This window comes from bacterium (assembly GCA_040757115.1).
In the GTDB taxonomy this organism is placed as follows: domain Bacteria; phylum UBA9089; class CG2-30-40-21; order CG2-30-40-21; family SBAY01; genus JBFLXS01.
Genome location: JBFLYA010000120.1, coordinates 1 through 11,571, shown reverse-complemented (window position 1 = coordinate 11,571; position 11,571 = coordinate 1). Strand labels below are relative to the sequence as shown.

Annotated in this window: 12 protein-coding genes and 2 pseudogenes; 2 read left to right on the top strand and 12 right to left on the bottom strand. The window is 37.5% G+C overall.

All coding sequences use genetic code 11. From position 1 onward, the window contains the following. Window positions 1-861, top strand: an 861-nt coding sequence (locus AB1422_11445) for a T9SS type A sorting domain-containing protein (GenBank protein MEW6619928.1), incomplete at its 5' end; no start/stop codon positions are given. Between the two features lie 75 nt (window positions 862-936). Here the strand turns inward: AB1422_11445 and AB1422_11440 are convergent. The 5 genes and pseudogenes from AB1422_11440 to AB1422_11420 all read right to left on the bottom strand — a co-directional run bounded on the left by AB1422_11440 (window position 937) and on the right by AB1422_11420 (window position 4,675). Next, a pseudogene (locus AB1422_11440) lies at window positions 937-1,299 on the bottom strand (GxxExxY protein). 5 nt (window positions 1,300-1,304) lie between these two features. After that, window positions 1,305-2,102, bottom strand: coding sequence for a DNA repair protein RecO (gene recO, locus AB1422_11435; GenBank protein MEW6619927.1), 798 nt, complete (start codon window positions 2,100-2,102; stop codon window positions 1,305-1,307). Between the two features lie 9 nt (window positions 2,103-2,111). Continuing rightward, window positions 2,112-2,258, bottom strand: a complete 147-nt coding sequence (locus AB1422_11430) for a hypothetical protein (protein ID MEW6619926.1) — start codon at window positions 2,256-2,258, stop codon at window positions 2,112-2,114. 176 nt (window positions 2,259-2,434) lie between these two features. Further along, window positions 2,435-3,415 (bottom strand): magnesium/cobalt transporter CorA, encoded by a 981-nt coding sequence (corA, locus tag AB1422_11425; protein MEW6619925.1) that lies wholly within the window; start codon window positions 3,413-3,415, stop codon window positions 2,435-2,437. A 6-nt stretch (window positions 3,416-3,421) separates the two neighbouring features. After that, window positions 3,422-4,675, bottom strand: coding sequence for a hemolysin family protein (locus AB1422_11420; GenBank protein MEW6619924.1), 1,254 nt, complete (start codon window positions 4,673-4,675; stop codon window positions 3,422-3,424). Window positions 4,676-4,762: 87 nt separating this feature from the next. Here AB1422_11420 and AB1422_11415 point away from each other — a divergent pair, with 87 nt between their 5' ends. Next, window positions 4,763-5,713: an ABC transporter ATP-binding protein gene (locus AB1422_11415; protein ID MEW6619923.1), complete on the top strand. Its 951-nt coding sequence runs from the start codon at window positions 4,763-4,765 to the stop codon at window positions 5,711-5,713. A gap of 144 nt (window positions 5,714-5,857) precedes the next feature. On the opposite strand, the pseudogene AB1422_11410 reads toward AB1422_11415, so the two are convergent. The 7 genes and pseudogenes from AB1422_11410 to AB1422_11380 form a co-directional block, all read right to left on the bottom strand. Beyond that, window positions 5,858-6,079: pseudogene (locus AB1422_11410) on the bottom strand (GxxExxY protein). 73 nt (window positions 6,080-6,152) lie between these two features. Beyond that, window positions 6,153-6,668: an NTPase gene (locus AB1422_11405; protein MEW6619922.1), complete on the bottom strand. Its 516-nt coding sequence runs from the start codon at window positions 6,666-6,668 to the stop codon at window positions 6,153-6,155. Further along, window positions 6,665-8,029, bottom strand: coding sequence for a hypothetical protein (locus AB1422_11400; protein ID MEW6619921.1), 1,365 nt, complete (start codon window positions 8,027-8,029; stop codon window positions 6,665-6,667). Before AB1422_11400 ends, AB1422_11405 begins: the two co-directional genes overlap by 4 nt. A 155-nt stretch (window positions 8,030-8,184) precedes the next feature. Continuing rightward, window positions 8,185-9,228 (bottom strand): NB-ARC domain-containing protein, encoded by a 1,044-nt coding sequence (locus AB1422_11395; GenBank protein ID MEW6619920.1) that lies wholly within the window; start codon window positions 9,226-9,228, stop codon window positions 8,185-8,187. 33 nt (window positions 9,229-9,261) lie between these two features. Next, window positions 9,262-9,939 carry a GSU2403 family nucleotidyltransferase fold protein gene (locus tag AB1422_11390; protein ID MEW6619919.1) on the bottom strand — a complete coding sequence of 226 codons (678 nt, stop codon included), beginning with the start codon at window positions 9,937-9,939 and terminating at the stop codon, window positions 9,262-9,264. Further along, a complete protein-coding gene (locus AB1422_11385) occupies window positions 9,911-10,237 on the bottom strand; it encodes a hypothetical protein (GenBank protein ID MEW6619918.1) in 327 nt (108 codons plus the stop codon). Before AB1422_11385 ends, AB1422_11390 begins: the two co-directional genes overlap by 29 nt. Window positions 10,238-11,103: 866 nt before the next feature. Beyond that, a complete protein-coding gene (locus AB1422_11380; GenBank protein MEW6619917.1) occupies window positions 11,104-11,253 on the bottom strand; it encodes a hypothetical protein in 150 nt (49 codons plus the stop codon). Between the last annotated feature and the right edge of the window lie 318 nt (window positions 11,254-11,571).

Sequence of the window (11,571 nt, the reverse complement as noted above, 5' to 3'; positions counted from 1 at the left end):
AATGCTCCAATACTTACCTGGACAGGTGAGTCGGGATTTACATCTGATGCAGTTGACCCTGATTATGGCACAGTAAATGTAACTTTATTTACTTATAAAGTTCGATATTATGATGCGGATGGGAATCTGCCAAAATATGTTCACCTGTGGATATATAAAGATGGGAAAAGAGTTTTTGGTAGTCCCTTTCCAATGGGGTTTGTTCCGACGAGTGGAAATTTAGCCGATGGAGATTATTATGCTAACATTAGTTTTACAGAGTCAGGCACTTACACTTATTTGATAGAGGCAAAAGAGAAACCTGGAATCAATCTTAATCCTTTAGAGATAGGGAGTGAGTCACCATCTGCAAAAACGGCTACTTTAGAAGCAATTGGAGACCCGAGTTTGGTCGGGGAATTTTCCCCTTCACAAGTTGATATATTTGGTGATTTAGGGGAAGATGAGTTAATTATGGTAGACTGGACAGATGGAGTTTCTGCGGTCGGACCTGCGACTTTAGAGATGGTTGGACCAATAGTAAAAACAGAGCAACAACAAAATACAGAGATTAAATTACCTCCACCCACACCTCAAATTCAAATAACCGATTTCCAATCTGTCTATTGTTATCCTAATCCGACAAAGAAAGGTGAAATAACCTTTGCTAATTTGCCTCAAAATAGACTGATAAAAATAAGAATATTCAACATTGTTGGTGAGTTGGTTTATGAAGAAGAAAGAGAATCTAATAGCGCAGGTAAGATAACCTGGACCTGTCGGAATTCTGCTAATGAAAGAGTTGCCTCTGGAATATACATTTATATCCTGACAGATAGGATTGGCAATATGAAGAGAGGGAAATTAGGGATAATCAGGTAAAATAAAATCACTGGTCAATTTTATCCGATTTCTGTAACCGTTCACCGCAGAGACACAGAGACGCAGAGAAGAAAATTAAAATTTATGGACGATACGCTTAATCCCATCCCTGAGGACAGGAACATTAAAATTGATCAACAAACCTACCCTTTTATTTATCATTTTTAAGTAGGTTAAAAGCTATGCCTCATGAATTGGAAGTAATTGCTCCACAGTTTTTAATTCTACAACAACTTCTTCTTCAACAAAAAGATCTAACCGATAGCCACAATCTAATCTAACTCCTTTGTATCTTACAGGTAATTCAACCTGCCTTTTAAAATGTAACCCTAATATTGATAACTCATAACATAAACATTCTTCATAGGCAGATTCCAACAAACCTGCTCCCAATGTTTTATGTATTTCAATGGCTGCACCAATAATCTTTTCTGTTATCTAATTTATTTCCATATCTTCTCTGTTCCTCTGCGTCTCTGCGGTAAAGGACTACCTGAACGGTTACCTAATTTCATTGTATTCATAGACTTGAGTGGTTTGTGAAGATGATAGTTAAGATAATCAAACATTAACTCTGTGATTGTGGATAATAAATTTTTAGCCACTTGAATCTTTTTTAGACGGGAAATATCCAATTTAAGTAATTGATTTATTAGACTGTTAAGACTACCTGTTAGCATTATCCCATCTTTAATCTGATGTCCAGAACAAATTACCCCTCCTTGACTTGAGCTGAATTGTAATTTATCATTATTAATTAAGTTATGGCATAAAACGCAAGTTTCGCCAAAGTGTGGTTTTAATCCTGCAAGGGTCATTATTTTTAAGGTAAAAGCAGGTATTATCATCTCATTTTGTTCGTCTTTTAGCCAGGTAAGTGTTTGTAAGATAAGGGAAAATAATAATGGGTCTTTTTCTCTGCCTGCCACTAATGTATCTACCAACTCAATAATAAAAGAGCCAGTTGTAATTTTACTCAAATCCTCGCGGATTTCCTTAAATGATTGAATAATCTGTGCCTGGGTAATAATATCAAGGTCTTTACCTTCTTTTCCATAAAGCAGGTAATCAGCGCAGGTAAAAATCTCAACACTACTCCCAAATTTACTGGTTGTTTTGCGGACACCTTTAGCCACTCCCTTTAATTTCCCAAATTTTTCAGTGAACAAGGTAATTATTTTATCCGCTTCACCTAAGTCTTGATTTCGCAAGACTATCCCTTTAGTGGCATATAATGGCATTTTTAAATCCTAATTTTTGTAACCGTTCAGGCTATATATCAAAAGTGTAAGAAAGGGGATAAGGAGATAAGAGTGATATGGAGATAAGATAATAGAAATAGATTGAAATTTATAGAAATAGGTAGAAATTGATTGTGGAAAACAACAAATTTCCATAAATTTCTATTAGTTTCTATTAATTTCAATTTTTTTAATAATATCTCCCTATCTCCTTAATCTCCACATCTCCTTTTGTTACACCACCTGAACGCTTACAAATTTCGATTAATAAGTGCTATATTTACAGGGAGAAAGTGAATTCAGGAAACAAGGACATCCCTCCCTATCACTGTTCATATCCATTTTCTATGTCTAAAAAACATTAATAATCCTAATGTCGTCCCAATTAGTAATGCCCAGACAAATGGCATACTTCGAATACATCCCCAGGTAAACTCTGGTAGTTTGATATTCATTCCGTAATAACTGGTAATTAAGGTCAGTGGCATCATAATGGTGGCAATTAATGTCAATACCTTCATTACCTCGGTTAAGCGACTGGATGTCCAGGAAAAATATATTTCTAAAATATTGGTTGTCAGGTCTCGATACATATCAATCGTATCACCGATGCGAACTAAATGGTCATAAATATCTCGATAATAAATAAGTGTATTAGGTTTAATGAACGGTATATCCCTTCTTGAGAGCAACCCTATCACCGCCCGTTGTGGGCCAATTATCTTGCGAATGGCTAAAATTTGCTTTTTTAACGAGAATATCTCATTCATTATCGCTTGCTTGCCTGGTTTTACCAGCACTTCATCCTCTACCTGTTCAATTTTATCATCTATTTCTTCTAAAAAAGGCAGATAACTATCAATTACTCCATCAATAATCGCGTGCAACAGGAAATCAGACCCTTTATCCAAAAACATAGGATTTTGCTTACAACGACTTGCGAGGTTGGCAATACTTTTAAATGGTTCTTCCTGGACGGTTACGACAAAATTTTTACCAAAAAAGATGTTTAAGTCTTCTGTCTTTAATTCTTCCTCACCATTCTCTCTATATTTTTTAACCCCTTGAATAACAATGAAGATGTAATCCCCAAAATCATCTACCTTAGGTTGACTTTGTGGAAATAAACAGTCTTCAATGGCTAATTCATGAAATTTAAAATCTTCACTCAAAATACCAATTTCTTCATCTGTCGGGTCAATTAAATCAATCCATAAAAGATGGTCATTATTCTTCAAAATCTCTGTTAGATTGATTTCTTTAAAATCAGTAATAAGTTTTTTCTCCCGGGTCAACAAAAATAAATTAATCATTGTTAGTTATCTCTCCTTTTTAAAAATCTTAACCTTAAGAATACTCCTTTCATCTGCCTCAGTAATAGTCATATTTAGGTTGTTATAGTTAATTATCTCGCCAGGTGCGGGTATTCTTCCTAATAAATCTAAAATAAATCCTGATATAGTTTCAAAATCATCTTGTGGCAAATTCAAATCTAATTCTTCATTTAACATTTCGATAGAGGTTCGGGCATCCACAAGATAGATGCCATCAACTAATGCCTTGATAAAAATTTCCTTTGTCTCATATTCATCCCGAATTTCACCAACAATCTCTTCTAATAAATCTTCTAATGTCACCAAACCTGCGGTGCCACCATACTCATCGACAACAATAGCAATTTGAGTATGATTGGCTTGAAATTCTTGCAGGAGCTTATCTATCCTTTTGCTTGTTGGCACAAAATAAGGAAATCGGATAAGTTCAATAACCGATGTCTCTTCAAATCCTTTCTCATAAAACTTAAAGATGTCTTTAATAAATATGATGCCAATAATATTATCAATAGTTTCATCATAAACAGGTATTCGAGAATGAGGATGTTTTTCAAATTCCTTTAATATGTCAGAGATATTATCCTCAATATTGAAACAAACCATATCAGTCCTTGGGGTCATTACCTCTTTTACCCGCCTCGTCGATAAGCTAAAAACCCCATCTAACATCTCTTCTTCATCCTCATCTAAACTCCCGACCTCTTCTCCTTCTGAAATTAATAATCGTAATTCTTCTTTAGTCACAAATGGGCTTTTTGTCTTTAAATCAGAACCTTTCCAGAGATTAATGACCGGATTAGTTATCTTTGTCATTAAATTTACGCCGGGTAAAAGAAGCGAATAGATTAATTTCAAGGGATAAATTAAACTTAAGATTAATTTCGTTGAATGCGAACGAAATATGCTCTTTGGAATTATCTCACCAATTAAAAGGATGACAAAGGTTAAGATTATCTCCGTATAAATTGGATTTATCTTGTGTAAATGGCTCATAGAAGTCGTCACACAAGAGGCGGTAATAATCGCCATATTGATACCAACTAATAATGTCGCTAAAAGGAGTGGAGTATCTTTTAATAAATCGTGGGCAATTAATGCCCGGTGATATTTTTTTTCGACTAAATGCCTCAATCTAATCTTATTAATAGAAATAAATCCCATCTCCATTCCCGAGAAAAATCCAGCTAATAAAACGCACATTAATATTATAATAATACTAATGATAAGATATGGTATCATTTTTTATATATTTTATCACAAATTCTATGTTCTGTCAATGTAAAAAAACTTGATAAAAGAATAGTTTTATGATATGATATAAATAATATGGTTAAAGTAGAGAAGTTAACGAAATTATTTCCATTACAACCGCGATTTTGGGGAAAATGCCATAAATTCGTCTATGCGGTAGATGAAATAAGTTTTTCAATTAATAAAGGAAGGACGCTTGGATTAGTTGGGGAAAGTGGCAGTGGTAAAACCACTTGCGGGAAATTGATGGTCAGATTGCATAACGCTACCGCGGGCAATGTTTTTATTAACGGTAAAGATATTGAGCATCTTGAAGGAAGGCAATTAAGGGAGTTCCGCAAGATAGTGCAGATGATATTTCAAGACCCGTATGAATCATTAAATCCCAGAATGACGGTAATGGATACTTTGCTTGAGCCATTAATAATTCAGCATATTGGAGATAGAGAAGAGAAGATTTTTAAGGCTTTAGAGGTAGTAGAACTTACGCCACCACAGGAATTTATACACCGTTTTCCCCATGAATTAAGTGGTGGTCAGCGACAACGGGTCTCTATCGCCCGCACATTAGTTGTTGAACCTGAATTTATTGTTGCGGATGAGCCGGTATCAATGTTAGATGCCTCAATCAGGGTAGGAATAATGAATTTACTCCTGCATTTGAAGGATGAATTTAATTTAACCTATTTATTCATTACCCATGACCTGGCGGTAGCGCGTTATATGTGTGATGAATTAGCGGTAATGTATCTGGGGAAAATAATTGAGATGGGGCAAACGGAAGAGATAATTAAAAATCCACAACATCCATATACAAAGGCGTTATTGTCTGCTGTGCCCATACCAGACCCAGACTACCAACGACCACGCGTAGATATAAAAGGACGAATTACGGCGCCAATTAATCCATTGCCCGAATGTCGGTTTACACCACGATGTCCTCTGGTAAAAGATATTTGCAAAAAACAGATACCCAAACTTAAAAATATTGGTAATCAGCACCTCGTCGCCTGTTATCTTATTTAGACCGAGCTCAGATTCCGTTCTACCACTAATCTATCTCACAGGATAACGAAAAAGTTGTTTTTGTCCTCAAAAGGACCAACCGAGTGAAGTATTGGGGGCAAACCTGAATATTGAATTTAGAATATCATCTACTTTCTTTTGTAACTATTCACCACGAAGAGCACGAAGGTCACGAAGATTGGACAAGACAAATCTTTTTATGTTTTCTTTCAATCTTTCTACATTGAAATTTATCAATAGACCAACTTTGATATTTGCTAACTTCATATATGTCAATATTTGAGCTTCATGAATAGATAATGTTCTCTCAACACTTTTGAGTTCTACAATGAGTTTATTTGATAATGTGTCAAATTTCACTTCGTGCCCTTCGTGTCCTTCGTGGTTTAATCTCTTTTAGTCTAACTTATTATATTTAGTATAGCAACAGACTTTTTTCTCATAACCAGGAGTCTATAATACCCTTTATGGTTTTGAAGACTTCTCCTCTATTTTCTGAAGTTAACTCTAAGATTAAGACATCATCCCTCTTTTTGATTCTCTCTAAAAATGGAAGATTAGCCTGGTGAATTATCCCCAGGAGAAATTTACCACTATCCAGGGCTTTAAGTACTACTTCTTTAAATCTCTTTGAGTATAATTCCATCTTCCCAATCTCATCAATCACAATAACCTTTTTGTTCTCTATTGCTTCCTCTATTGCCGCTACACCAATCTCATCTAAGTCCTTTACATCTACTCCATAGCTTCCCAGGTTAAATGGTGAGCTTAACCCTTTCCTTGCCAATAAACCCCTTCTTCCATCCAGGGTGATAATCTCAAAACCTATGCGCTTATCTTGGTAAAGGACTTCTTGGGTATAAAATCCACCCTCATCTTTCAAATAAGGGATTAGCTCTTTAAAAAGGGTGGTCTTACCTGATTTGGGTTTGCCCGTAATAAAGATGTGTTTCATTTTTTAAAAATCCTTTCTGCCTCCTTTTGTGGCCAATAATAACCCATAGTTTTGGCTTTTTCGTAAGATGATTGGGCAAGGGGTTTTGCTTCCTGTAGGTTTCCCTGGGATAAATATGCCCTGGCTAAGATTAGCTCTGCCTCGGGTTCGTAGAGTAAAAAGCCTGTTCTTTCACATAGCTTCAGGACCTGGTTTGCCTGAGAGATAGCCTCTTTATATTTCTTCATATCCAACCACAACCTGCTCAACTCAAGCAAGGCTTCTATTTCAAGATAAGGCATACCAACCTTTCTGGCAATCTCAAGGGCCTGCTGAAGATGGGCCTTGGCTTCCTTCTGGTTTCCCTTTAGCCTTTCAATGGCAGCTAAGCAGCGGTGACAGCGGGAGATGCTGTTTACAAAATTATTCCTCTGGCAGATCTCAAGGTTTGCTTTGGTAAGTTCAAAAGCCTCATCAATCTGCTTGATTGAGAGGAGGAAGTCAGCATAGAAAACTCCAGTTATACTGTAAAACCGATCCCCACTGATCTTTCTTTGAAGCTCATCTGCCTGCTGAAACCCCTTTTCTGCCTCCTCATCCTTGCCCGCAAGATGAAGTATCCAGGCAAGATAGGCTTTTGAATTGCGGATATTCTTCTCAGACCCTGCCTTCTCTGCTACATCATGTGCCTTTTTTGCACTCTCATCTGCCTCCTTGAGCCTACCTACTCGAAACTGAAGGTTAGCCAAGTTTTGATAACCTGCAGAGGCATAAGCAAGTTCTTTGTCTTCAACATATAACCCGATTGCTGTTTTCAATGGTTCTTCTGCCTCTTTTGGCCGTCCTGTAGAAAGAAGTGCCAGTCCTGCTTCATTGAGCAACCAGCCCTGGTCGCTCTTCTCACTTACCTGCGGCATCTGTGAAAGGTTACCATCCGGGAAGAAGGTTCTGGCAAGGGATAGGTCGGTCTCCCAGGCACCAAGCTTATGTTGGAGTTTATATCCGCATGGATACCCTCCAATTTTATCCCGATAAACATCCTTCCACACCTCATCATAAAGCCTGGCAGAACATCCATGATGCACCTGCTCAAACAAAGGCTGCATCTCTTCTAAGGTCTCTGGTTTATCTTTTGCTATCTTTCCAAAGTATTCATAGATTGCCTTATGGGTTAGCTTCTTTTCTTTTTTATCAAATATAGACTCAAAGTAGCCCTTGATTAAGGGATGGGTGGTGTAGGTATTATCAGAGCCTTTGGTAATGAGCCTTCTTTGGCAAAGGTTATCTACCATTCTCTGGAAATGGAAATCTACCCTGGTTTGGAATACCTCCCTAAACTCCCTTTCCGAGACAGCACCTCTAAATAAAGAGAATATCTTCATAAAGTCTCTTTGTTCTTCATTTAATTGCTTATCATACCAGAGGAGGATTCTATGTGCCTTTCCACCTGCCTCTTGGTCAGAATAGAATGGCGGTATTTCCTTTGCTCTCTTAATATCACCCCCCGTGCCTAAATAATTTGCTAAGAGGACAAGGCTTAGGGTATGGCCTTTAAATTCTTCCCAGATGTATCTATCTCATCTTCTTTTCCTCTTACACCAATCTTTTGAAACAGTAGCCGGGTATCCTCTCTTAGTAACTCCTCTATCTCAAGCCTTTGATAGCTTGGGTATTTCTCAATGTCAGTTAAAGGGAACCTTGTGGTTATCAGGCATAAGCCTTTAAAATCTGCATCAGCAATGTATTTGAGTAAGTCTGTGAACTCTGAATGTTGCAGCTTACCAAATTCTTCGCCTGTTTGTGATTTCTGCATCTCTTCAAGTCCATCTAAGATAATGAGATATTCCCTTCCCAAAAGAAGCTCTTTTATTTTGTCTATCTTCTGCCAGGAGGTCTTGTAGTCATCAAGCTTAAATCTATCCTGGGAGAGATAACCAAATAGCGCCTCAAGGAAACGCTCAAGAAAGGCATTGCGATAGAATCCCCACCAGAATATGCCATCAGGCTGGATGTTATTTTCTTTCAAGCTATCAAACCACTTTCTGACTAATGCCGATTTTCCCACCCCACCCCAGCCGACTAATGCCCCAATCTTTACCTCAAGGGATTTATACCAATCTGTGATTGCCTTAAGCATTTCAACCCTACCCACAAAATTCGGCTCAGGCGGGGTTTGGTTGTGCAAGCTGGATGGAAGAGGGAACTGGAGGGGTTTTTCAGATGTTGGTTTCCTCAAAAGTTCATCCAGCTTCCCGCTCATTTCCTCAAGCACACTATCTACTCTATCAAACCGATAATCCATCTTCTGGCAAAGTCCAGGGATTAACGACACTGCTCCGATTATAAGCTCAATATCTTCCTTCTGCTCGCATCCAGTCTCCTTGATCATTGTCTCCAGATCATCTTTAGAAATCCCTTTTATCTCCTGTTCTAACTGTTTGATTTTCTCTTTGGATTTATCCTTCAGTTGTTCGGATAAAGAGGACCAGAACTTAGCCGGAGCTTTTGCCCAACCTGGTGCCGCCTCAATCAATGCATCCAGGGTTGCTTTTAAATATGGATATGCTTTACTGTGGTTCATGGTATTCTATTTCTCCTCCACACTTAATGGATTTTACTCCTCTAAGATGTTTAATATCCTTTCTCCTCCGAATTTCTTCAGGATATTTAGTATCTTCTTTTTCCAGCCTGCGAGCATAGAATCAAACAAATCCTTTATCAACTTTTCTTCACCCTGGTCTATTAGAGCATTTAAGACCTTTACTGCTTCTTCCCTTTCTTTGATTCGTTTCTCCTCTTTAGTTCTTCGGGAAGAAACAATAAGTTTATGCAATCCAAAGGCAGCAGGATGGGGAAGATTTAAAGTGAGTTCTTCTGTTTTAAGGACTATTGTATTCTGTGCAAGAAAATCCAAAAATCGTAGCCTTTGAGCATTCACCCCTAACTGGGGTAAAGGATATGGTTTATCCACTCCCCTGCCTTTTTCCGGCACTAAAAATTCTATGATGAGTTCCGGATGCAAAAGCCTGATATAACCACTTCTATGAAAGTCGATAATATAACCCATATCCTTCAATAGTTCAGGGATATCTACTTTTTTCTTAAGGTGTAATGGCAGAGGAACCAAAAAGTCAATGTCTCTTGTCCTTATAGAAGAAGAATAGTTAGTCTTTGAGAAATATTCCCGGTAAAAATAGATACACCAACTACCAACAATTATAATCTCTTCTAACACCCTTTCTTTTTGGAGTCTTCTTAATACTTCAAGACACAGCTCGTATTTCTTTTCCACTTAATGACCTCTCTAAAAAGGCTATTTGCTTTTTCACCTGGGAAAGAAGCTTTTTATATTTAAGCCTTAACTCTTTAATTTCAAGGTATTTCTCTATTTCTTCTTTAGAAAGTTTACCTTTGTAGATAAACTTGACCCTTCCATGTTCCCTCAAGACTATATAGTAATATCTATGTCCCTTTATCTCTTTTTCCACCAGGCTTCCTTTGGACAAATTCGACAGAACATCCTCATATTTTTCTTTCATTCTAAGAGAATTTTCAAGCTCTTCTTCTAATACACCTTTTATAACTTTCATCACCTACGCTCCTGTTACCATACAGTCTTGTAAAAATGATACCATGTATGGTAACTTTTGTCAAGCGCATTTTGTTACCATACAATAACCTTGAAATATATATTTGTATGGTAACCAGGGAAATAGTGCTTATAGCAGTTATTATTCAAAACTTTACTTAGAATTAAATACTCGTAACTACTCGTAGTGAATTAACAAGTTATGCGTGAACCATTACTACACTATGTCAAATTAGGGCTATAACTCTCTATATTTTTAGACAATTATGTCCATTTGGCTTGCCTTCCTCCATTTTCTTATGATAAAATGGGAAAAAATGGAATGTGAAAAATTCTACCTCATCCTTCATTTAATGTCCCATAGGGACAACATATCGGTAAATGGCTTTCCATAAATTTTCTACCATCTACGGAACTGTATTGATTTGTCTATCTATTTCTACCGATATTATGTTCCTAACGGAACGATTATTCTCATGCCTTATTTATGGGTATTATCCTATGTAAACTTCCAGTTAATAACCGCTATATGATTTCTTTGAGTCTTTCTTTGGGGAACATAATTTATCCTTCTTTTAGGTAACGAATATCAAATTTTTATTCTTTTGTCAAGGAGAAAGTTCTGTAAGAGATTTCTCCTGAAAATAATCCGCAGATTTCGCAGATTACACAGATTTTTATTTTTTTATCTCCCCGCTGGCGGGGGATTAAGGGGTTAGGGGATTTTTTATTCCCGAATCCCGAGCCCCGAGTCCCTTAATTTTCATTTTCCTTTGTGCCCACTCCCTGTGGGCATGAGCGTTTCTCCTGAAAATAGGGACTCGGGACTCAGGGTTCGGGACTCGAGAAGGCTGGTAGCCGCAGGCTTTAGCCTGCGTTGCTCGACTTCAGCATTCCCGCCCGCATCCTTCCTTTATTTTCATCGTCATTTGTGAGTCGCAGACTCATGACCGTTTCTCCTGAAAATGAGGAAGTAGAAAGTAGAGAGTAGAAAGTAGAAAGTAAAGAAAACATCACTCCTTAAGCCTACCTCCTACCTTCTATCTCCTACCTACTATTTTCATCCTCATTTGTGTCCACCCTGTGGACATGCCCGTTTCCCCTGAAAATAGCCTTTGGAGTGCGAAAGCTTGCTTTCGCTTTGTCCGAAGAAAGCGAAAGCTCGCTACCGCACTCCACACATTTTCATCCTCGTTTGTGCCCCAGCGGGACATGACCGTTTCTCCTGAAAATAGTCCACGAATGAACACGAATAAACACGAAAAAAACTGAAATAAATAAAATCAGCGTTCATCCGATCCGTGTCATCCGTGTGCTATTCATTTTCATCATCCT

What these genes read in the sequence shown, in the direction of transcription:
- recO (MEW6619927.1), bottom strand. Translation starts at nt 2,102, where the DNA reads ATGCCATTATATGCCACTAAAGGGATAGTCTTGCGAAATCAAGACTTA.
- AB1422_11430 (MEW6619926.1), bottom strand. Translation starts at nt 2,258, where the DNA reads ATGGAAATTTGTTGTTTTCCACAATCAATTTCTACCTATTTCTATAAA.
- corA (MEW6619925.1), bottom strand. Translation starts at nt 3,415, where the DNA reads ATGATTAATTTATTTTTGTTGACCCGGGAGAAAAAACTTATTACTGAT.
- AB1422_11420 (MEW6619924.1), bottom strand. Translation starts at nt 4,675, where the DNA reads ATGATACCATATCTTATCATTAGTATTATTATAATATTAATGTGCGTT.
- AB1422_11415 (MEW6619923.1), top strand. Translation starts at nt 4,763, where the DNA reads ATGGTTAAAGTAGAGAAGTTAACGAAATTATTTCCATTACAACCGCGA.
- AB1422_11405 (MEW6619922.1), bottom strand. Translation starts at nt 6,668, where the DNA reads ATGAAACACATCTTTATTACGGGCAAACCCAAATCAGGTAAGACCACC.
- AB1422_11400 (MEW6619921.1), bottom strand. Translation starts at nt 8,029, where the DNA reads ATGAAGATATTCTCTTTATTTAGAGGTGCTGTCTCGGAAAGGGAGTTT.
- AB1422_11395 (MEW6619920.1), bottom strand. Translation starts at nt 9,228, where the DNA reads ATGAACCACAGTAAAGCATATCCATATTTAAAAGCAACCCTGGATGCA.
- AB1422_11385 (MEW6619918.1), bottom strand. Translation starts at nt 10,237, where the DNA reads ATGAAAGTTATAAAAGGTGTATTAGAAGAAGAGCTTGAAAATTCTCTT.